Raw genomic sequence first — 19,011 nt, forward strand, 5'->3', positions numbered from 1 at the left:
CAAGTTGCGTAGCGATCGGCGGCGGCGACAGGACCTATGCGATCTGAGTCCGAGCCAACAACTGCGCCAGGCGACGCCCCGCACGGATGCCCTGGTCCTCAAAATTGACGTTCACGACCACCTGCACGTCAAGCGCCAATTCCGCGACCGCGGCAGTCCGGCGGGCGATCTCCTGCAACTCTTGGTCGTTGTATTCGTAGTTGAAGCGCTCGGATGCGGCCGCCAAGCCCTTGGCATCCCAAGTCTGGGCATTGTTGCCATGTAGACGGACCAGAGCCAGATCCGGGGTCGTCACCGCCCACACGCCGTGGGCGTAGTTGCCCACGCCCTGCGGCTCGTCGACGATGACGTGCGTCACGCCCAACGCTTGTTCCCAGGCCAGTGTCGTCTCGGCCTTGCCGTCACCGAACCAGGACTTGTTGCGAAACTCGACCGCCAGTCGGTGGTCGCCCATCCGCGCGACGCATTCCTCGACATGGGCCTTCCATTCCGGGGCGCCGGTGACCCACGGCGCGAACTGGAAGTGCACCGCCCGCAGCTTGCCCGCAGCCCTGAGCGGCTCGATGGCCGCCTTGTAGCGCAGCCAGATCTCATCGACGATTTCGCGCGGCACGTCCGCGTAGTACCAGTTCTTCCTCCTGCCGGTCAGCGGCGGCAGAGCCTGCTGGATGTCGGGTGGGAAAACCTTCGGCGGCGTCTGGTGCCCGGTGAGCAACCGGAACGCTTTGATGTTGAACTTGAAGTCAGGCGGTGTCCGTTCGGCCCAAAGCGCTGAATTGCTTGGCGTCGGCAGAGCGAAGAAGCTGCTGTCGACCTCCACCATCGGGAACTGGCTGGCATAGAAGCGCAGCATTTTTTCCGACGTGGAGTGGCCGCGCGGATAGAACGTCTTCTTCTTGACCAGCGACGGATCGGCCCACGACGCCATGCCGACAACCACGTTCTTGCGAGGGCCGACCGGCCCAGGCGCGGCGATGGCGTTGGGGTCGGTGTCGCCGAACAGGTCGTCCATGACTACCTCCAGAGGCGGTATCGCGCCGCGAAGCCGTCGATCACCTCATGCCACTGTGCGGACCGCGCGTCGAACTCATCGACGGTCAGCTGCGGGCCGAAGGCGCTCTTCAGCACATGCGCAAAGGGAGACGGGGGGTTTAGCCAGTCGACGTAACCATCGATGTTGGGCGGCACCTCGAAATCTGGATGCGTCTCCACATGCCCATCCATGGCCACGTCCAGCACCTGCTGGCCTGTCCAGTCCGGGTGTCTCTTGGCGAGCTCAAGCGCTCGCCGAACGATCGGTTGGTTCATCGTTGTGGCGTGAGATTGGGTTCCAGGGCAATTGGCGGGCGCACAGCGCGCTGGACAGCGTCGACGTCAGGGACGTGTTTGAAGCGCAGCACGCGATAGCCCGCGCGCTCCAGGAGCGTGTCGCGCTTGCTGTCATGGACCTCGCGGCCCTTGTGGCTTGCGTCGTCGAGCTCGATCACAGCAAGCACCTCGAACGCTTTGGTGGCCAGGACGAAGTCGGCGACCTTCCGATTGAAGGTGGCGCGGGTCGGCATGTCCTTGGCGGTGATCAGAGCGGAAAAGGCGACCTGGCTCAAGACGATGTCGTTTGGAAAAGCCTGCTGTAGCCGGTGGAACATGGGCTGTTCCCGATCGGTGAGCAACTTCTTCGGCCGCACTTCTCCCGACGCTTTGCGGCGACCCGCGCCCTTGAGTACAGCAGCCGCGATTGACACCACGACGGCCAAAACCAGCACAAACAGCATCTCTTTGCTCATCGTCTCCCCTTGAGCTCACCGGTCCTCACGCCGGCGGCGTCTGATTTTGAAGCGCTTCAGCACTTGACGACTGGCATCGCCGTCCAGTCGGTGGTGTATGCCGGCGTGCGCCGCTCCAGCTTCGTTTCCCACGAGCCTTGAGGGGCCCGGCGGGGTTTGGCCGATCCCACGCGAATCGTGCCCTTGCCAAAGCGGTCGTTGACGACGTCTACAGCCTCCATGAGCCGGTTACGGTCACCGGCGGGTTCATCGTCCTCGAGGTCGAGCTCGGTCTGCCCGGCTTCTGCAGGTTGAAGGCCCATCAGCATCACCCCCGCCTTGGCGTAATTGATGCCCGGCTTGTAGATACCCCGCAGCCCATCGATCGCTGCGTGAACGATCGCGGCGGTGTCGGCGCACGGGCGGCGCAGCGGCATCACGACGGAGCGGGAGTACTGCGCATCCTTCTTACGGAAGGGGCTGGTCCGAACGAAGACCATGACCTTGCTGGCATGGCTTTGCTGCCAGCGCAACTTCTCCGACGCACGGGTGCAGAACTCGGTCACCGCTTGGACTAGCTGTCCCAGCTCCTGCACGGGCTGTCCGAACGAACGCGTCGACGCGATCTGCTGTCGCGGCTCCGGCTCATCCTGGAATTCCAGGCAGGGCGTGCCTTGAAGCTCTCGCACCGTTCGCTCCAGCACGACCGACCAGTTCAAGCGCACAGTGCTCGCATCCAGCTTGGCCAATTGGCTGGCGTTCGTGATGCCGGCTGCCCGCAACTGCCCGCCAATGCGTGGCCCTACGCCCCAAATGTCTCCGACGGGCGTTGCAACGAGCAACTGGTCGAGCGCCGCCGCGGACAAGCGGCCAACGTGGCACACCTGCGCATGCTCGGCCGGGTAGCTCCCTGGTTTACGCTCAGCCGACTTAGCAACGTGGTTGGCGAACTTGGCCAGGGTCTTGGTCGGGCCAATGCCTACGCTACAGGGCAGGCTCAGCCACTGCAGTACCCTGGCGCGCATCGTCCGAGCGCGCGCCACCAAGTCACCGCGCACGCCGTCGAGCGAGATGAAGGTCTCGTCGATGCTGTAGACCTCTTGCTCGGGGCCGAGTCCAGCCGCAAGACTCATAAAACGGTCGCTCATATCTCCGTACAGGCCGAAGTTGGCGGAGAGCGCCACGAGGCCAGCATCCTCTTGCAGATGCCGGAACTGGAAGAACGGCTGGCCCATCTTGATGCCGAGCGCTCGTGCTTCATCGCTTCTGGCCACCGCGCACCCGTCGTTGTTCGACAGCACGACAACTGGCAGGCCGTTCAAGCATGGGCGGAAGACCCGCTCCATCGAAACGTAGGCGTTGTTGATGTCCAGAAGCGCCAGCATGGCGTCACACGGGCATGGTCTTGATCGCTGCCGTCACGACGCCCCAGACCTCCACCACCTGGCCCTCCTTGGGCACGATGTCGGGGTAGCTCGGGTTGGCAGATTTGAGCTTGACGCGGCCGGCGCGAAGCTGAAGGTGCTTGCAAACGAACTCGCCATCAATGACGGCGATGACCACATGGCCGTTCTTTGCGGTCACCGCCTTGTCGACCACTAGCACGTCTCCATCGAAGATGCCGGCGTCGCGCATAGAGTCGCCGCGCGCGCGGAGGAGGAATGTGGCCTGGGGGTGCTTGACCAGCTCCGCGGTGAGGTCGATGCGCTTGGCGCCGATGTCTTCGGCCGGGCTTGGAAAGCCGGCGTGAACCGCGACGCCAAGGTCGCGGACGTGCAGGGGCACCGCTTGAACGCGTACCAAGCAGATGTCGGAGGAAAGGCTGATGCGCTGCATACTGTTGTTTTGTACAGTATAGGTGTCGCCTTTATCGGCGCGTCCCCGCAAGCGAAGGTTGAAACATGCAAAGCAGCACGACCCCGTCGCATGAGGAATGGGCCATCAACCCCGTCGTGCTCGGCGCGAAGCAGGCCTGCTGCCGCCCCAGCGGTACCCGGACCATCCTCAAGACCCGGCAAAGAACAGGGCGGGCTCGCCGGCCTTCAGGCGCAGAGGTACGCTGACGTGACCGATCGCAACTCATCCACATCGACCACGGAGACCGCCGTTGGGTTCGACGCAACCACGTGGCCGGCCGAGTGGCGCGGTGACTGGGAGATCAAAAACGACGGCGGTGCGGCCGCGAGGGCATGGCACCGGAGCGGGCTGTGCTTTTTCTTCGAGTTCGAACAAGTCGATGAGCAGGGCAGCTGGGCTTGGCTGATCTATGACGACGACATCTCGCAGAGCCGCCTGTTCGAACTCCAAAGCGAGATGGGAGAGGAGCCGTTCAACGCGTTCTCCATACTGCTGGGGCGTCAGGCCCGGATCCTCTGGCAAGAGATGGGACACGGCGACTTCCGGCTAGTCCGCTGAACCCTCGCGGCCTGAGTACACCGCCTCTAGCATGAGCTCGTATGCCCAGCGGGCGTGGGTTTCCAGTTCTGCGTGGCAGCCCTCGTAGTCGCCGTCCGGAAGCACCCAGATTTCCGATTGCATATTCCGGCGCTGCCTGAGCACCCGGTCCAGTCTTTGCTGAGCACCTTGCACGACGTGTCTTGAGCACCGGGTCCGGCGCTGGCAGTCAGCGGCGCCTTTGCGTCCTGAGCGTCAGGCCCGACTTCATCAGCAATTCCGGCAACATGAGCACCAGTTCCGACGGGCTGCGCAGTCCGCTGGAAGTCCTGCGCAGCGTGCTGGCGCTTCTAGACAGCCTGGAACGACTTCTTGGCCATCACCTTGCGCATCGATTCGCCCTTGAGCGTGATGCGGTGCGCCTTGTGCACGATGCGGTCGAGCACCGCGTCGGCCACAGTCGGGTCCGGGAAGAAGGCGTGCCACTTCTCTGTCGGGTACTGGCTCGTGATGAGCAGTGACCCTGTGCGCTGGCGCCGGTCCACCAGTTCGAGAAGGAACTGCCCCGCCAGCGTGTCAATTTCACCCAGCCCCAGGTCATCCAGCACCAGCAGACTCGGCTTGGCCAGGGCGATCTTCAGCTTGGGCAGCGCGCCCTCATGCGCCCGGTCCCTGATGGTGCTGCATAGATCGCTGGCTCGGAAGAACATGACCGGGATGTCCAGCCGACACGCCTGACCGGCGAGCGCACAGGCCAGCCACGTTTTCCGACACCGGTGGCGCCCTGGATGATGAGGTTCTGCTGCCGGCGAATCCAGTCACAGCTCCCGAGGCTGGCGATCTGCGCTCGGTCCATGCCGCGCTGGGTCCTTGGATCGAGGTCCTCCAGCGCCGCCGGCTCAGGTAGCGCCGCTGCGCGGAACAACCGCTTGAGCTTGCGGTCGTGCCGTTGCGATGCCTCATGCTCCACCAGCAACGCCAGGCGATCTTCGAAGCTCATCTCGTGGAGCCGAGGCTGCTGGAGCTGATGCTCGTAGGCCTCTGCCATTGCGCCCAGGCGCAGCTCGCGCATCCGCGCCAGCGTCTGTTGTGTGCTGCTCATGCCGGCTCCTTGAAGTAGTCGGCACCGCGAACCTCACCAATCACGGCAGGCGGCCTGGGTGGCGGCCGACTCGCACGCAAGTCCGCCTCTTCCTTCAGGATCGACGTGACCCCGCGCAACGTCGTGATGTTCAGCGGCAGCGCATAGGCGCAGACCTGCTCGAAGCGTTCGTCCCCGTAGTGCCGCGCCAGATCGCGCAGGCGCTGTGCCGCTTTCAGGCCGTTGGCCGCGTCGTGGCGCTGCTGCAGGTGGTGCTCGATCATCCGCGCCGCGCTGGCGCCGACCTCTGTCGCCCAGGCCAGCAACAGCTTGGGCTCGCCCTCCAAGACCCGCCTGTGGGCCAGCGGCCGGTGCTCGGGCAGCGTGGCCGCTTCGCCGGCGGTAGCCAGCAGCGGATGCATCGCGACGCGCCGCCCCTTGTGGAAGACCTCCAGAGCTTGGCCCGCAACGCACAGGTCCACCCGCTCGCGGGCGAGGTGATGCGGTACCGAGTAGTAGCGCCTGCCGTGTTCGACGTGGTGGTCATCTTGCACGCGCACGCCGTACCGCCAGTCCCTCAGCTCGAAGTGCACGGCCGGCAGCGGCTTGAGCGCCGGCCGGTCCTGTGCCTCGAAGCGCTCGCGCCGGCAGCCGGGCAGGCGCTTGAAGGGATGGTCATTGAGCTGCGCCGTCAACCGCACCAGCTCCACGTTCAACTCGGCCAGGCTGAAGAACACGCGCTCGCGCAGCGCGAAGAGCACCCAGCGTTGCGCGATCTGCACCCCTACTTCAGCCTTGGCCTTGTGCTTCGGCTTGCGGGAGCCCGTAGGCAGCGGCGCTGTGTCGTAGTGACGGAGGCAGTCGGTGTAGGCCGGGTTCAGCACGATGCGCTCGCGCTCTCGCCGCCAGACGGCCGCCTTCAAGTTGTCGCTGACCACCCACTGAGGTACGCCGCCCAGCGCCTGGAAGGCATGCACATGGCACAACACCCAGTCCGGCGTGGTCTGGCTGGCCAGCGCCTCGATGTAGGTGTAGTTCGAGTAGCCGAGGACCGCCACGAAGATTTGCGCGAAGGTGGACGGCCCGCCTTCGGGATCGCGGATTTCAACGGTGCGGCCGGCGAAGTCCACGAACAGCTTGTCGCCGGGGCGGTGGGAGCGTCGCATCACGACATGCTGGCGTTTGGCCCAGTCGCGATACAGCGCCGTGAACTGTGAGTACGCGACGCCATCGGGGCAGCTCTCTCGCCACTCGCGCCAGATGCGCTCCATCGTGGCGTCAGGCAGTTGCATCTGCTCGTGAACCCATGACCAGTCGGGCACTGGCTTGACGGGGACCCTGCTGCGGTCCTGCGTGCCGAGCGTGGCGCACCAGGTGTCGTCGTCGAGAACCTGGAGTTCGGGCCAAGCCTTCCCGCATCCGCGCAGCTTGGCGCGCAGGTCGTTGACGGTATTGGCCGAGAGACCGCTGATGCGCGCGATGGCGCGGCTGGACTGAGAGGAGTCGTAGAAGTGAAGACGTGCAGCTTCGCGCTGCAGGTGGACGGGAACCCTCATGGGTTTTCCTTTGCTGTTGATGAACAGATGAGTTCACCCAGCCGCCCGCTCAGGCTTGACGCCTGAGGGGCATGCAGCTCATACTGCCATCGACGTTTTGAAGTTCGATTGGCTCTTGAGCCGACGCTGAAGCCCGGGGTTGCCGCCCTGGGCTTTTGCGTTTCTGGGCGGGATGGTGGTGTCAGGTGTCGATCTAGCTGGACTCTCCTGCGGTGGGTGAAGGTGGGTGCGTGACCTTGGCCGTGAGCCGCGCCTCAGCCAGCCAGTTCGCCACGTCGAGCGTCAGCGCGAAGAACCCGCGCCGCTTCGGCAGTGTGAAGAGCGGTACCGCCACGCGACCGCGCCGGCGCGCCTGGCGCAACGACGCAGCGCTGCTGTGCCCCAGCGCGGCGACCAGCTTCGGGCCGCCCAGGAGCGGCCCGTGGATGCGCTCCAGGTCCTGGCGGAGTTGCTTCTTCAGTGTTTCGAGGTCTGGAATGTCGGCGGCGTCCATCGGGTGATGTTGGCGACACATGCCGCCAGCACCGCAGTGTTCCCGCCTGTCACGCTTTTGCCCACCCGACAGTTATTACGGATTTCTGTACGCTCGGCCCATGCCTCAGTTCATCCTCCCGCCGCGCCCTGGGCGGCCGAAGCGGCATCCCGTCGATGCCTTGTTCACCCGCCTTTGGGTCTCTGCGGTCAAGGTTCATTCCGGGTTGTCGCCGCATGCCATTGAGCAGGAACTCGAAGCGCGCCCGATGGGTCAAGGCTCCGATGGCGTGAAGCGGTCTCGCAAGTGGCATCTCTACGAGTCGGGAGAGCGCGTGCCGCAGCGTCAGCCCGACCAGCCGTGTTCGGTGGACTTGGCGGAGGCGAGGTATCCGGGCACAGCCGCCTATTTCGACGCGCCGATGAAGGCACTGCTGCGCCAGGATGAGGTGGATGCCCGGTGGGTGGATGAAGCCATGGCAAGCCTCGCCCCGGAAGTTGCTTCACTCCTGTTCGAACCGGTGCGGTCTTCGACGGGCCACCTGCGCTCGCGCGCTTTCGACGCAGCATGTGCGAACCGGCTCGTGGAGGTGGCCGGCTTTGATGGGCTGCAGGCGACCACGCTGCTCATGACGAAGGCCCAGTTGATCGCCTCGCCTGAGTTGCGCGACCTGGCTTGGCAGGCCTATGTCTGCATGCAGCCGGCGGTGGCGGAACTGCCCATCGTCGCGCCACTGGCTGACGAGCTGTTCATGCTCATCGACACGACGCTCAAGCGCTGGGTGTACCTGCGGCCTGACCGTCGTCAGGAGATGGTGTTCTTCACGAACGAGTTGCGCGCCAAGCACGGGCATGTGGAGATCGGGCGGGTTCGGGAGGTGGAGGCGTTGTTGAAGCGGATGATCGAACGCTCAGACTCAGACGTGGAGCCACCAGCTCCCCCAGGCCCTGCACTGGCGCCGTCGCAACCCATGCGGCTGATCGACCGTATCAAGACCCGCTCGAAGTTCAGGTGACATGGGCTGATGACATGTCACGAGCCCGCTCTCGCCGTACAGGCGAGCCTTGGGGTCTTTGCAGGCACTGATGCTCGCGAATCAAAAAGGCCGGCGATGAAGCCGGCCCAGACTCACTTCAATGAGACCTTACAGGCAGCACAGCAACTGCTGGATGCAGCAGGCGATGTCGTCGCAGCAAGCTTGAGCGGCGAAGGCTGCGGCAGAGCCGCCGATCAGAGCGACCGCAGCGGCGATCTTGATGAACTTGGATTTCATGGATGTCCTTTCGATGGTTGATGTACGTGCGATGCAGACGTCAACCTAATCGGGAGGGTTCCACGGCTGGCGACGCGGGCCAGCGTCGAAGGACGTGTTGGCCAACGGCCAATGCGGCGCGTCCGGCTGATGCGCGACCATCGCCCGCGGTGCGGGTGCGGGCTGTGGCGCCGCGCACGCTTGGCAGGCGGCGCTGGCGCAATGCACCATACCCTTGCAGCCCTGAAGGCAGCAATCGCTGTAGCCGGCCGACGTGCTCGCGACCGCTTGCCCAACGAAGGTCAGGCAACCGAAGAGCACCAGAAAGACGGCAAACAGCTTGCGCATTTTTCGATGATATTCCCGGGCTGACTTCGCTGGGGGTCAGGGGTTATGACTGATTTTGGGTGGCCGAGTGTTTTCGGCATGGGTGCACGTTCTGCGCAACCTTCGACGGGCCGGCAAGGGTGCAGCACGGATCAGCCATGGCTGCGCCGCATGCTGGCGCAGCCCCTCGTCATGCCCTCGGCGGGAGCGGATGAATAGCCCCCGCTCCAGATGCTTGGTTCCATGAATCCGACGGCTTTGGTCCAGTTTTCCTGAACGGGAACGCCAACTGGGCGGTATAGCTCGCCGGCACAGGATCGCCCTCGATGCCAACCGGACCAAGCGGTGGCGAGGGTCGGTGAAAGGAGCCAAACAGGTGATCCCAGACCAGCCAGAACTCGCCGAAATTGACCTGCGCATCCTCGAAGCGCTCGCGGTGATGCCAGCGATGAACCTCCGCCACCGCGAAAAGGTAGCGCAGCGCTCCGACGCGATAGTCAAGATTCGCGTGCTGGAACGCCAAGTGGACGGCAAGGATGACAAACCACCCGCCGACGACCGCAGCCGGCGCACCCAAGATTCCAAGAACGAGCAGCCCTGGACCAGCCATGAGCGCGGCATGCAGCGGGTGCCGACGTTCACCGTTGAGCCAGTACAGGCGGCGCGACGAATGATGGATGCTGTGCATGCGCCACAGGAAGCCGTATCGGTGGCTCAGGCGGTGGACGGCGTAGAGGGACAGATCGAGTGGCAGGCTCGCCAGAAACACCTGTCCCAGGAACGGCCAGTCCGACGGCCACCACAGCCTGCTCCACCCGAGCTGGCCGCGCATCACGGCGAAGCCCAGGATCGCTCCATGCATGACCAGCAAGTTGACGATCGCATGGGCAACGTCGGCCGGAAAGTCACGGTCCGCGCTCTGCCAATGCAGTTCGAACGGCAACAGCCGCTCGAAGATTGCGACGGCGGCCATGCCCGACGCCGCGAACACAGCCAGCCACGCCAACGTGTAGTTCTGCCGGCCGGCCCACGCGAGACCCGCAATCACCAGTGCCATGGTCAGGGGATAGGCGCCAAACCTGACGAGTCGCTTCATTTTCATCTCCGGCTATCGGTTGCGAGCAGTCTCGTCACGCGGTCTGCGTCCGGCTTGAACAAACGGGCTGTTGCGTTGCGCTTGACACTCCACCGACTACAGGTTGTGAAATCGCCTGCAGCACGGAAAGGACTGCGATGACCGAGAAACAAGCCGACGACGAAGGATCAGGTCTGGATGCGAACAAGGCGACGGACCGCAGCATCTTGTGGAAGGTGCTGCTCATCAATCTTGGCCAGTGCATCGCTGGCGTCGCGGTCGGCTTGGTGGCGTCCTCCACGGCTGTCATCGCCGCGGCGCTCGACAACCTTGCCGATGCCAGCGTCTATGGCGTCAGCCTGTACGCCGTTGGTCGCTCGGCAACGATCAAGGTTCGTGCGGCCCGGCTGTCGGGCTGGCTGTTGATCGGCTTGGCGGTGCTCCTGCTCGTCGAGGTGTTGCGCCGGTTCTTTGGTGGCGAACCACCGCTCGGCCCGGCCATGATGGTCATGGCCGCCATCAACGCAGCGCTCAACCTCGTGTGCCTGCGCCTCCTCAAACGGCACCGGGGCGAGGATGTGAACTTCAAGGCGTCGGCCATCTTCACCAGCAACGATTCGATCGTGAATCTCGCCATCGTCCTGTCCGGCGCCATGGTCATGTGGTGGGGCTCGAACGTGCCCGACCTGGTGCTCGGACTGGTTGTCTGCGGCATCGCCGCCAACGGCGGTAGGGAGATCCTGTCGGAAGCCTCAGGAGCTGCGGATCACGACGACTAACACAAGCCTTGACTCTCTACTCGCTACAGGGTGTGCAATCACGGCAGATCAACGGACGCAACATGACCGCTCAAGAACACCCCCCTGGCGCCAGCTCGGCCGGCAGCGCCACCTCCTTCAAGATTCCGAACATGGATTGCCGCAACGAGGAGGCTGCGATCCGTGCACGGCTCGCCGAGATCCCCGGCGTCGAGTCCTTGGCGTTCGATCTGCCGCAGCGTCGCCTCACTGTCGTGCACACCCTCGCCACGGTTCAGCCGCTGCTCGACGCCTTGACAGGCATCGGCATGAAAGCGACTTTGGAGGTCAGTCCCGACGCGGATACCTCATCGTCTTGCGGTACTTCATGCGCATCCAGTTGCGGCGCCGTTCGTGTCGCCACATCAACGGCGGCGTTCACCGTTGCGAACATGGATTGCCGCAACGAGGAAAAGGCAATCCGGGCCGGGCTCGAAGGGCTCGACGGCGTGAAAGGGTTGTCCTTCGACCTGCCAGCACGGCGGCTTGAGGTGGCTCACACCCTGCCTTCGTCTGAGCCGATCCTCACGCGCCTTCGCGAGATCGGCATGGATGCCCGCCCGGCCGAGGCGGTGGATGCGCCTGCCGCAAAGCCGGTCGCCGAAGTGCCGCCTCCTGACAACGCGATATCAGCTTGTCGCCCATGTGGCACATCGACAACGACGCCATCTCCGGCCGCCACCGGGAACACGACCCAGTTCGTCATCACGAACATGGACTGCCCCACCGAGGAAGCGTTGATCCGCAAGCGCTTGGGCCGCGTGGAGGGCGTCGACCAACTCGACTTCGACCTCATCAACCGCCGGCTGGCCGTTCAGCACCGCCTGGGCGACCCCGCGCCGGTGCTGGACGCACTGCGCGACATCGGCATGAAAGCCACCGTCGAGCGCGAGGCGGGCGCGAGTCCCAAGGGCCAGGCCATCTACCTAATCGAAAAGATGGACTGCCCCACCGAGGAGGCACTGCTTCGCAAGGCCTTGGAAGGGCTGCCAGGCGTGACTGCCCTGCAGTTCGACCTCCTGAGCCGCAAGCTGACCGTCGCCCATACGCTGGGCGACCTGGCGCCAGTCACGGCAGCCATCGGACGGTTGGGCATGTCGCCCGTCCTGCAGGACAGCAGCCAGCCGGCGCCATCGGTCACCCGCGAGTTCGGTTCTGGCATCTCGAAGAGACAGTGGCTGAAGATGGGGGCCGCCGGCGTCCTTGCGCTTGGCGCTGAGGCCATGGCATTCGCCGGCCTCGGTGAGTCCTCCTTGCCCGTGATCGGCGCCTCCTTGGCGGCCATAGCACTGGGGGGCGTCGACACCCTTAAGAAAGGGTGGATCGCGCTGCGGACGCTGTCCCTGAACATGAACTTGCTGATGACGATCGCCGTGATCGGCGCAGCGCTCATCGGACAGTGGCCGGAAGCCGCCGTCGTGATCTGGTTGTTCGCCATCGCCGAGATGATTGAAGCGCTCAGCCTTGATCGCGCTCGCAATGCGATCCGCAGCTTGATGGAACTGGCGCCAGAAACGGCCCTGGTCAAGCAGCCGGATGGCCGCTGGGAAGAGGTGAAGGCCGAGACCGTCGAGTTGGGCGCCCTGGTGCGGGTGCGCCCGGGCGAGCGCATCGCGCTGGACGGCGTCGTCCAATCCGGATCGTCCGCCGTCAACCAGGCTCCGATCACGGGCGAGAGCATGCCGGTGGCCAAGCAGGTCGGCGACACCGTCTTCGCAGGCACGATCAACGAACGTGGCACGCTCGAGTTCGAAGTGCGCTCACGCAAGGGCAACACCACGCTGGATCGCATTGCGCGGTCCGTGCAGGAGGCGCAGGGCCAACGCGCGCCCACCCAGCGTTTCGTGGACCAGTTCGCGAGCATCTACACGCCGGTGGTGTTTGCGCTGGCTGTGGGCATCGCCGTGATTCCGCCCTTGTTCTTTGGCGGCGTCTGGTTCGACTGGGCCTACAAGGCGCTGGTCATGCTGGTCATCGCATGCCCGTGCGCCTTGGTGATCTCAACGCCGGTCACGGTCGTGAGCGGCCTCGCTGCAGCGGCTCGCAGAGGCATCCTGGTCAAGGGTGGCCTGTACCTTGAGCAGGGGCGCCTGCTGCGCGCGGTGGCGCTGGACAAGACCGGCACGCTGACGCATGGCCGCCCCGCGTTGACGGACAACTTGCCCATCGGCGACCTGTCGCCCGCGCAGGCGCTCCACATTGCCGCCAGCATCGACGCCTTGTCTGAGCACCCCGTGGCCACGGCCATCGTGCGAGCCTATGGAGATCAGCCGCACGCCGATGTCCAGAACTTCGAGGCGTTGGCAGGCCGCGGCGTCAAAGGCGATATTGCTGGTCAGACTTACTACATCGGCAACCAGCGCCTGGCCACGGAGTTGGGCGTCGCTTCAGAGGCAGTCAAGGCTCAACTTGAACAGCTGGAAGCGCAGGCAAAAACTGCCGTAGTGCTGTCGACTGACCAGGTCGCACTCGCCGTGCTGGCAGTGGCGGACACCGTGCGGGACAGCAGCAAGGAGGCGATCGCCTCGCTCAAACGACTTGGCGTGGAGCCGGTGATGTTGACGGGTGACAACGCCAAGACCGCCGCGGCCGTGGCTGCGCTGGTGGGCATCACCGACGCGCGCGGCGACCTGCTTCCTCAGGACAAACTCGAAGCGATCGAGAAGCTTGCAGCCCAAGGTCCCGTCGGCATGGTGGGAGACGGTGTCAACGACGCACCGGCCCTGGCGAAGTCGAACATCGGCTTTGCGATGGGCGCGGCCGGCACCGACACCGCCATCGAGACGGCCGACGTGGCGCTGATGCAGGACGACTTGCGCAAGCTGCCGGAGTTCATCGCCTTGTCGCGCCGCGTGGGCGGCGTGCTCAAGGCCAACATCGCCTTCGCGATCGGGACCAAGGTCATTTTCATGGTGCTTGCCTTCACCGGCCACGCGAGCCTCTGGTTGGCCATCCTTGCCGACATGGGCGCAAGCCTGGTGGTCGTGTTCAATGGGCTGCGGCTCCTTGGCGGTTCCAAGCCAGAAGGTCGAAGCCATGCAGACTGACCGCGGCGCTCGGCGGGGCTTTGTGCTTGCTGCCACGGTTCTCGGCGCGGATCTGGCGACCAAGGCGGCCATCGTCGCGACGGTGGACTTCGGGGCGACACATCAACTGGCGCCCGTGCTGAACATCGTGCATGTGCTGAACCGTGGCGCCGCCTTCAGCTTCTTGCACAACGAGGGCGGCTGGCAACGCTACTTCTTTATCGCGATTGCGCTGGCAGCCTCGGCGTTTCTCATCGTGATGCTCCGCCGTGCGTCAACCTCGAACGCTGAGCGGATCAGCTTTGGCTTGATCCTGGGAGGCGCGTTGGCCAACATGTTCGACCGTATCGGCCGGGGCGCCGTCGTCGATTGGATCGACCTGCATTGGGGTCCGCATCACTGGCCGGCTTTCAACATCGCGGACATCGGCATCACGGCAGGCGCGGTTCTCCTAGTGGCGCTCGAGCTTTTCCGCAGGAAGCCAGCTCGACAGACGGATGCCTGATGCTGGGGCGCTTGTCGACCGCCCGCTGTTGAGCATCGGCCGGGGATGGGGTGTCTACGTGGGGCCCGTCTTGCCTGGGCGCCCCCATCGGCACCAGGCTTCCCAGTTGGCGTGGTGCCCGACGGGGACCGTGAAAGTCGAAGGTGCCTGGGGCACGCTGGATGCGCCTGGCCATGTTCTGCCCGCCGGCGTGCCGCACCGCATCCTGGCCGCTCAGCCCGTTCGCATGCTGTTCGTCGACACAAGCCTGCTGACCGGCGACGCGTCGTTGTGTTCGAAGCCTCATGTGCGAGCCTTGACCGCCACCCAGGCGACCGCCCTGGAAGGCGAATTGACGGACTGGCTTGAGAAGCCTCCATCAGGAGCGCCAGACGAACGACCCCTCCCAAGGCAGTCCGGGCGCTGGCCGGCGGTATTTGAGTGGCTTGAGCAGGCGCTGGAGGCCCCGGTACGTGTCGAGGACGCGGCTGCCGCCGCTGGGCTCTCGCGCTCGCACTTCATGCATTGGTTTCGTGAGGCGTCAGGTCTTTCGTTCCGGGCGTTCGTCCGGTGGCTGCGCCTGCAGCGTGCCGTGCGCACCCTTGCAACCGGCGCCACGCTCACCGAGGCAGCGCATCTCGCCGGCTTCGCGGACAGCGCCCACCTCAGTCGCACGTTCGTCGCCACGTTCGGGGTACCCCCGGCACCGCTGCGCAGCGCCCACATCGTGTGCACTGACACCGCCCGCCCACCGATAAGCTACTGGTCAGGAGCCCTCGATGTCAAAGACCGTTCGCAACAGGGTGACGCTGTCGGGTGAGGTCGACCTGGTCGCCGAGCAGCGACGCATCCTGCGGAGTGCCGCATGGTCTGCCTTGCTGTGCGCGGCGGTGGTCACAGCGTCCTGCTGGTTGCTGCCACGGTTCTTCCAGCCGCCCGAGGCGCTGGCCGAACGCATCGCCTTCGCAGTCCAAGCCGACCTTTTGGTGTTGGTCTGGCTGCTGGTCGCCGTCCGCATGGTGTCGTCGGGACGGTACCGTTCACCTGACGACAATCGGGGTTCGGCCTTCTCAGCTCCCAGTCCTGCGCTCGCCATCAAGGTGGCGTTTCTCCAGAACACCCTGGAGCAGGTCGTCCTTGCCGTAGGAGCACACCTGGCGCTTGCCACCCTGGTGTCCGGTGCCTCACTGTTTTTTATTCCGGCGGCGGTGTTGCTGTTTGGCATTGGCCGCATTGCCTTCTTGCAGGGATATCCGAAGGGCGCGGGTGCACGGAGCTTCGGCATGGCGACGACCGCCCTCCCGACAGTGGCCGCCTTCGCTTGGGCGATCTACCTGATCGGGCGTGACTTGCTGAGCTGAAGGGGCGCGCCGCATGCGTCCCAGTTCAAGCAGCAGACCGTCGGGCTTGCACCGCGTTGATGCTGAACCCGGCGAGGGCGATGAGCAACACGACCACCTGAGCGATTGCGGTCTCGGCAGTGGGGTAGATCCCCAACACCTGAACGTGGGGCCAGGGGATGGGGTTGGCTGACACCCAGCCCGCCTCCTGCAAGCCACTCATGCCCTTGCCGGCCAGGATCACGGCGATGACAGCCACGGCGATGGAGCTGACCGCGAAGAACTTGCCGATGGGCATGCGAGCGCTGGTGCGCAGCAGCAGCCAGGCGATCACTGCCAGCGCAGCGACCCCGCACGCCAGGCCGCCCAGCAAAGCGCCCTCGTGGCCGTCTACTGCGAGTGCCGAGAAGAACAGCACCGTCTCGAACACCTCGCGGTACACCGCGATGAACGACAGGCCAAACAACGCCCAGGCCGAGCTGCGCGACATCGCCGACGACATCTTCTCCTTAAGGTAGGCCTGCCAGCGCCCTGCGCTGCTCTTCTGATGCATCCACAGACCGACCGCCAACAGCACCACCGCAGCGAAAAGCGATGACAAGCCTTCCGTGACTTCGCGGCTGGCGCCGGAGATGCCGACGACGTAGGTGGCGATGGCCCAGGTCAGGCCGCCAGCCCCCAGCGCCGATACCCATCCCGCATGCACATGGGGGAGCACGTCCGTTCGGCCGGCCTTGCGCAGGAACGCAATCATGCCGACGACGATCAGTAGCGCCTCGACCCCCTCGCGAAGCAAGATCGTCAGCGCGCCGGCGAACGTCGTCGAAGCGTCCGATGCGCCGGCTTCCAGCTCCTTTTCCGCTTGGCTGAAGAGACCGTCAAGTCGCGTTGCGGCGGTTTCTGCATCGGCCAGCCGGCCGTTGCCGAGTGCCGCACGGTAGGCCAACATGCCCGACTCGATCTGCGTCATCAATGCTTTGTTGCGCGCTGACAGCTTGGGCTCCAAGGGTTCGAACCCGTCGAGATAGGCCGACAAGCCGAGCCGGGTTGCCTCAGGCGTGTTGCCGGCGCGGGCAGCTGCAAGGCTTTCCTGAAGCTTCGCGCGAGCCAGGGCCACGCCGCCGTTCGCAGTTGCCAGCGCAGCGCTGTCACTTCGCAGGTAGGCCATCAGGTCCCGCGCATCGTTGGCGCCCATAGAAGCCGTCAGGCTTTCCTCGGTCTGGGTCGTGAGCTCCGCGAGATTCGCCATCGCGGTCTTGGCGCGCGCATCTCTCTGCCAAAGCGCCGCACCGCGCTGGCGGGCAGCGTCACCGTTCGCCATCGTCCCGACGTACCACGCCAGCGCCCAACGATCATCGTCAGACAACGCGGTGAACGCCGGCATCGAGGTCCCGGGCACGCCTTGGCTGACCACCTGATACAGCGCCATCAGGCTTCGTGTGGCGGCCCGCTCGCGATCGGTAAAGGCGATTGGCTTGGGGTCAAGGCTCGGCGCAAGGGGCCCGTCACCGTTGCCTGAGGCTCCATGGCAGCTTGCGCACTGCGCCTGGTACAGCGTTTGGCCCAGCCTTATCTCCGGCAACTTTCTGGGCGCCACGGGCACCGGATAGGCCGCCAGCAGGAGGCCGGCTGCGCGCCGAGCCAGCTCTGCGACCAACTTGGGCTCCTCCTTGCGGGTCACCGCCTCGCGCAACCGCTGCGCTGCTGTGAGCAGTTCGGCTTTGCCGGCGGCGTCGGGCAACTGCCTGGCTTGCTCCAGCGCGCGGGTGGCGAATTCATCCATCTCGGCGTACTCGGCCGCGCTGACCACGGTGCCATTACTGACGGCGCCGCTGTAGTCGACCCCCACGTAGTCGATCAGCTGCCACAACTGGCGTACGGCGGGCTCAGGCGCGTCAGCGTGGCTGGACACCACGGTCAGCAAAAAGAGTCCGAAGGTGACGAGGCGAAAAAGTACAGGACGAAGGTGCTTCATTGAAAATGATTCTTGTTCAGCCGCAATTTGAATGCCTGAAGTAGATTTAGAGTCAAGTCTCCCATCGACTTCACACGACTTTTCATGAAGATCGGCGAGCTTGCCGCGGCCACGGATACCGCTATCGAGACCATCCGCTTCTACGAGCGGGAAGGTCTACTGCGGGCGGCCGCGCGGTCGGGCGGCAATTTCAGGCTGTACGAGCCAGCACATCTCGACCGCCTGCAGTTCATTCGTCACTGCCGCAGCCTCGACATGTCGCTCGACGAGATCCGCGTGCTTCTGCGGTTCAAGGACGAGCCCGAGGAGGCTTGCAATGACGTCAACGCGCTGCTTGAGGAGCACATCGAGCACGTCTCCAAACGCATCAAGGAGCTGAAGTCGCTCGAACAGCAGCTCAAGGCCTTGAGGCAGCGCTGCGGTTCTGATCGTCCCGCCGAGCAATGCGGCGTGCTCTCCGGCCTCGCAGAAGAGGCCAAGAAGTCTTCCGCGCTGAACCGGCGGGGGCATTTGAAGTCAGTTCATGGCCGTTGAGTTGGCGGGGATCGCTACCGCTTGCGATGCCGGCTGCGGCGTCGCTGTTCACGCCGTTCCTCCCGCCGACGGCGCCGCTTAACGCTGTCTTGGTGGAAGTAGTACGCGAGCAGAACCACGGCAGCAACCATGAACGCAGCCGAAGTGACGAGGATGTACTTCCATAGAACCGGGTTGGCCTCGGGCAGCCGCTCGAGCCAGCGCATGGGCACTCAGGTCTTGACTGCGCGCCTTGCCTCGCCAATCAGGAATTCCGCCACGGCCAATGCCTGCTCGTTCGAGCCGGTCATGGAGCCAGAGGTGAGCCATCGTCCATCGACACCCAGCGACGGCGTGCCCTGCACGCCATACCCCGTGGCAAGCGCGTTGGCCTGCTTGGCTTTCGCCGCAACGGCGAACGAGTTGGCGGCGTCCACCAAGCGTGAAGGCTCGACCCCGTTCTTCTTCGCGAACTCGGCAATGCCTTCGGGCTTGTCGAGCCGTTGCTTGCCCATGTGGATCGCTGTGAAGACCTTGCCGTGAAGCTGGTCGACGAGGCCGAGCTGCTCGATGGCAAAGAACAGCTTCTGGTGCGTCGCAAACGATTCTCGGAAGGCGATGGGAACGCGGCGGAGCACGACGCCAGCGGGCAGGCGCTTGTGCCACGCCTCCAGCGCCGGTTCGAACATGAAGCAGTGTTCGCAGCTGTAGGCGAAGAACTCCACTACCTCGATCTGCTTGGGGTCTCGCGTCGGCTGGCGCGGAGAAACGCTTGAATAGTGTTTCCCCGCAACGGGTCGCTCTTGCGCGTGGGCAACGAACGGTGAGGCGAGCGAGGTGGCAATCGCAACCTTGGAGAATTTGCGGCGGTCCATATTCAACTTCGAGAGTTCCAACTGGCCGATCGTCGACCATGAAGCGACTACAGAGTCAAGGAAAAGCTGCATGCTTGTCCG

The 19,011-nt window shown here is 64.7% G+C and carries 21 protein-coding genes and 1 pseudogene; 8 read left to right on the forward strand and 14 right to left on the reverse strand.

Going from position 1 to position 19,011, the window contains the following annotated elements:
• Positions 1 to 34: 34 nt before the first annotated feature.
• Genes AC0IZJ_RS09655 through AC0IZJ_RS09675 form a run of 5 tightly spaced genes read right to left on the reverse strand, consistent with a single transcriptional unit; the run spans position 35 to position 3,599 of the window.
• Positions 35 to 1,012: a DUF72 domain-containing protein gene (locus tag AC0IZJ_RS09655; protein WP_471849014.1), complete on the reverse strand. Its 978-nt coding sequence runs from the start codon at positions 1,010 to 1,012 to the stop codon at positions 35 to 37.
• Between the two features lie 2 nt (positions 1,013 to 1,014).
• On the reverse strand, positions 1,015 to 1,308 hold the full coding sequence (locus AC0IZJ_RS09660; RefSeq protein WP_471849016.1) for a hypothetical protein: 294 nt from the start codon (positions 1,306 to 1,308) through the stop codon (positions 1,015 to 1,017).
• Complete coding sequence (locus AC0IZJ_RS09665) at positions 1,305 to 1,784, reverse strand: DUF2726 domain-containing protein (RefSeq protein ID WP_471849018.1); 480 nt, start codon at positions 1,782 to 1,784, stop codon at positions 1,305 to 1,307. The genes AC0IZJ_RS09660 and AC0IZJ_RS09665 overlap by 4 nt, the downstream gene beginning before the upstream one ends.
• A 56-nt stretch (positions 1,785 to 1,840) precedes the next feature.
• Positions 1,841 to 3,148 (reverse strand): Y-family DNA polymerase, encoded by a 1,308-nt coding sequence (locus tag AC0IZJ_RS09670; RefSeq protein WP_471849020.1) that lies wholly within the window; start codon positions 3,146 to 3,148, stop codon positions 1,841 to 1,843.
• Positions 3,149 to 3,152: 4 nt separating this feature from the next.
• Positions 3,153 to 3,599: a LexA family protein gene (locus tag AC0IZJ_RS09675; protein ID WP_471849022.1), complete on the reverse strand. Its 447-nt coding sequence runs from the start codon at positions 3,597 to 3,599 to the stop codon at positions 3,153 to 3,155.
• 228 nt (positions 3,600 to 3,827) lie between these two features.
• On the opposite strand from AC0IZJ_RS09675, the gene AC0IZJ_RS09680 reads away from it, so the two are divergent.
• Positions 3,828 to 4,178: a hypothetical protein gene (locus tag AC0IZJ_RS09680; protein ID WP_471849024.1), complete on the forward strand. Its 351-nt coding sequence runs from the start codon at positions 3,828 to 3,830 to the stop codon at positions 4,176 to 4,178.
• 329 nt (positions 4,179 to 4,507) lie between these two features.
• Here the strand turns inward: AC0IZJ_RS09680 and istB are convergent.
• The 3 genes and pseudogenes from istB to AC0IZJ_RS09695 all read right to left on the reverse strand — a co-directional run bounded on the left by istB (position 4,508) and on the right by AC0IZJ_RS09695 (position 7,287).
• Positions 4,508 to 5,259: pseudogene (gene istB / locus AC0IZJ_RS09685) on the reverse strand (IS21-like element helper ATPase IstB).
• Complete coding sequence (istA, locus tag AC0IZJ_RS09690) at positions 5,256 to 6,794, reverse strand: IS21 family transposase (RefSeq protein ID WP_471849026.1); 1,539 nt, start codon at positions 6,792 to 6,794, stop codon at positions 5,256 to 5,258. Before istA ends, istB begins: the two are co-directional and overlap by 4 nt.
• 193 nt (positions 6,795 to 6,987) lie before the next feature.
• Positions 6,988 to 7,287 carry a hypothetical protein gene (locus AC0IZJ_RS09695; RefSeq protein ID WP_471849027.1) on the reverse strand — a complete coding sequence of 100 codons (300 nt, stop codon included), beginning with the start codon at positions 7,285 to 7,287 and terminating at the stop codon, positions 6,988 to 6,990.
• A gap of 100 nt (positions 7,288 to 7,387) precedes the next feature.
• On the opposite strand from AC0IZJ_RS09695, the gene AC0IZJ_RS09700 reads away from it, so the two are divergent.
• Positions 7,388 to 8,281 carry a hypothetical protein gene (locus AC0IZJ_RS09700; RefSeq protein WP_471849029.1) on the forward strand — a complete coding sequence of 298 codons (894 nt, stop codon included), beginning with the start codon at positions 7,388 to 7,390 and terminating at the stop codon, positions 8,279 to 8,281.
• Positions 8,282 to 8,410: 129 nt separating this feature from the next.
• Here the strand turns inward: AC0IZJ_RS09700 and AC0IZJ_RS09705 are convergent, their stop codons facing one another.
• The 3 genes from AC0IZJ_RS09705 to AC0IZJ_RS09715 form a co-directional block, all read right to left on the reverse strand.
• Positions 8,411 to 8,539: a hypothetical protein gene (locus tag AC0IZJ_RS09705; RefSeq protein ID WP_471849031.1), complete on the reverse strand. Its 129-nt coding sequence runs from the start codon at positions 8,537 to 8,539 to the stop codon at positions 8,411 to 8,413.
• Between the two features lie 45 nt (positions 8,540 to 8,584).
• The gene (locus AC0IZJ_RS09710; RefSeq protein ID WP_471849033.1) at positions 8,585 to 8,866 is read right to left on the reverse strand and encodes a hypothetical protein; all 282 of its coding nucleotides are present in this window, start codon (positions 8,864 to 8,866) and stop codon (positions 8,585 to 8,587) included.
• A gap of 169 nt (positions 8,867 to 9,035) precedes the next feature.
• A complete protein-coding gene (locus tag AC0IZJ_RS09715; protein ID WP_471849035.1) occupies positions 9,036 to 9,941 on the reverse strand; it encodes a sterol desaturase family protein in 906 nt (301 codons plus the stop codon).
• Between the two features lie 137 nt (positions 9,942 to 10,078).
• Between AC0IZJ_RS09715 and AC0IZJ_RS09720 the strand changes: the two genes are divergently transcribed.
• The 5 genes from AC0IZJ_RS09720 to AC0IZJ_RS09740 all read left to right on the forward strand — a co-directional run bounded on the left by AC0IZJ_RS09720 (position 10,079) and on the right by AC0IZJ_RS09740 (position 15,588).
• On the forward strand, positions 10,079 to 10,699 hold the full coding sequence (locus tag AC0IZJ_RS09720) for a cation efflux transmembrane domain-containing protein (protein WP_471849037.1): 621 nt from the start codon (positions 10,079 to 10,081) through the stop codon (positions 10,697 to 10,699).
• 8 nt (positions 10,700 to 10,707) lie between these two features.
• The gene (locus AC0IZJ_RS09725) at positions 10,708 to 13,764 is read left to right on the forward strand and encodes a heavy metal translocating P-type ATPase (protein WP_471849039.1); all 3,057 of its coding nucleotides are present in this window, start codon (positions 10,708 to 10,710) and stop codon (positions 13,762 to 13,764) included.
• A complete protein-coding gene (lspA, locus tag AC0IZJ_RS09730) occupies positions 13,754 to 14,248 on the forward strand; it encodes a signal peptidase II (protein ID WP_471849041.1) in 495 nt (164 codons plus the stop codon). The genes AC0IZJ_RS09725 and lspA overlap by 11 nt, the downstream gene beginning before the upstream one ends.
• Before the next feature lie 130 nt (positions 14,249 to 14,378).
• The gene (locus AC0IZJ_RS09735; protein WP_471849043.1) at positions 14,379 to 15,047 is read left to right on the forward strand and encodes a helix-turn-helix transcriptional regulator; all 669 of its coding nucleotides are present in this window, start codon (positions 14,379 to 14,381) and stop codon (positions 15,045 to 15,047) included.
• Positions 15,007 to 15,588, forward strand: a complete 582-nt coding sequence (locus AC0IZJ_RS09740) for an MAPEG family protein (RefSeq protein ID WP_471849045.1) — start codon at positions 15,007 to 15,009, stop codon at positions 15,586 to 15,588. Before AC0IZJ_RS09735 ends, AC0IZJ_RS09740 begins: the two co-directional genes overlap by 41 nt.
• Before the next feature lie 25 nt (positions 15,589 to 15,613).
• On the opposite strand, the gene AC0IZJ_RS09745 is transcribed toward AC0IZJ_RS09740, so the two are convergent.
• Positions 15,614 to 17,542, reverse strand: a complete 1,929-nt coding sequence (locus AC0IZJ_RS09745) for a cytochrome c/FTR1 family iron permease (protein WP_471849047.1) — start codon at positions 17,540 to 17,542, stop codon at positions 15,614 to 15,616.
• Between the two features lie 84 nt (positions 17,543 to 17,626).
• Here AC0IZJ_RS09745 and cadR point away from each other — a divergent pair, with 84 nt between their 5' ends.
• Positions 17,627 to 18,076, forward strand: coding sequence for a Cd(II)/Pb(II)-responsive transcriptional regulator (gene cadR, locus AC0IZJ_RS09750; RefSeq protein WP_471849049.1), 450 nt, complete (start codon positions 17,627 to 17,629; stop codon positions 18,074 to 18,076).
• Positions 18,077 to 18,090: 14 nt separating this feature from the next.
• Here the strand turns inward: cadR and AC0IZJ_RS09755 are convergent, their stop codons facing one another.
• Positions 18,091 to 18,282: a hypothetical protein gene (locus tag AC0IZJ_RS09755; protein WP_471849051.1), complete on the reverse strand. Its 192-nt coding sequence runs from the start codon at positions 18,280 to 18,282 to the stop codon at positions 18,091 to 18,093.
• A 6-nt stretch (positions 18,283 to 18,288) separates the two neighbouring features.
• The gene (locus AC0IZJ_RS09760; RefSeq protein ID WP_471849053.1) at positions 18,289 to 19,002 is read right to left on the reverse strand and encodes a thiol:disulfide interchange protein DsbA/DsbL; all 714 of its coding nucleotides are present in this window, start codon (positions 19,000 to 19,002) and stop codon (positions 18,289 to 18,291) included.
• Positions 19,003 to 19,011: the final 9 nt, after the last annotated feature.

The sequence above is a fragment of the Roseateles sp. AC306 genome (assembly GCF_979253795.1).

Excerpts from the sequence above, each read along its gene's own strand:
- AC0IZJ_RS09655 (WP_471849014.1), bottom strand. The coding sequence starts at position 1,012 with ATGGACGACCTGTTCGGCGACACCGACCCCAACGCCATCGCCGCGCCT.
- AC0IZJ_RS09660 (WP_471849016.1), bottom strand. The coding sequence starts at position 1,308 with ATGAACCAACCGATCGTTCGGCGAGCGCTTGAGCTCGCCAAGAGACAC.
- AC0IZJ_RS09665 (WP_471849018.1), bottom strand. The coding sequence starts at position 1,784 with ATGAGCAAAGAGATGCTGTTTGTGCTGGTTTTGGCCGTCGTGGTGTCA.
- AC0IZJ_RS09670 (WP_471849020.1), bottom strand. The coding sequence starts at position 3,148 with ATGCTGGCGCTTCTGGACATCAACAACGCCTACGTTTCGATGGAGCGG.
- AC0IZJ_RS09675 (WP_471849022.1), bottom strand. The coding sequence starts at position 3,599 with ATGCAGCGCATCAGCCTTTCCTCCGACATCTGCTTGGTACGCGTTCAA.
- istA (WP_471849026.1), bottom strand. The coding sequence starts at position 6,794 with ATGAGGGTTCCCGTCCACCTGCAGCGCGAAGCTGCACGTCTTCACTTC.
- AC0IZJ_RS09695 (WP_471849027.1), bottom strand. The coding sequence starts at position 7,287 with ATGGACGCCGCCGACATTCCAGACCTCGAAACACTGAAGAAGCAACTC.
- AC0IZJ_RS09700 (WP_471849029.1), top strand. The coding sequence starts at position 7,388 with ATGCCTCAGTTCATCCTCCCGCCGCGCCCTGGGCGGCCGAAGCGGCAT.
- AC0IZJ_RS09705 (WP_471849031.1), bottom strand. The coding sequence starts at position 8,539 with ATGAAATCCAAGTTCATCAAGATCGCCGCTGCGGTCGCTCTGATCGGC.
- AC0IZJ_RS09710 (WP_471849033.1), bottom strand. The coding sequence starts at position 8,866 with ATGCGCAAGCTGTTTGCCGTCTTTCTGGTGCTCTTCGGTTGCCTGACC.
- AC0IZJ_RS09715 (WP_471849035.1), bottom strand. The coding sequence starts at position 9,941 with ATGAAGCGACTCGTCAGGTTTGGCGCCTATCCCCTGACCATGGCACTG.
- AC0IZJ_RS09720 (WP_471849037.1), top strand. The coding sequence starts at position 10,079 with ATGACCGAGAAACAAGCCGACGACGAAGGATCAGGTCTGGATGCGAAC.
- lspA (WP_471849041.1), top strand. The coding sequence starts at position 13,754 with ATGCAGACTGACCGCGGCGCTCGGCGGGGCTTTGTGCTTGCTGCCACG.
- AC0IZJ_RS09740 (WP_471849045.1), top strand. The coding sequence starts at position 15,007 with ATGTCAAAGACCGTTCGCAACAGGGTGACGCTGTCGGGTGAGGTCGAC.
- AC0IZJ_RS09745 (WP_471849047.1), bottom strand. The coding sequence starts at position 17,542 with ATGAAGCACCTTCGTCCTGTACTTTTTCGCCTCGTCACCTTCGGACTC.
- cadR (WP_471849049.1), top strand. The coding sequence starts at position 17,627 with ATGAAGATCGGCGAGCTTGCCGCGGCCACGGATACCGCTATCGAGACC.
- AC0IZJ_RS09755 (WP_471849051.1), bottom strand. The coding sequence starts at position 18,282 with ATGCGCTGGCTCGAGCGGCTGCCCGAGGCCAACCCGGTTCTATGGAAG.
- AC0IZJ_RS09760 (WP_471849053.1), bottom strand. The coding sequence starts at position 19,002 with ATGCAGCTTTTCCTTGACTCTGTAGTCGCTTCATGGTCGACGATCGGC.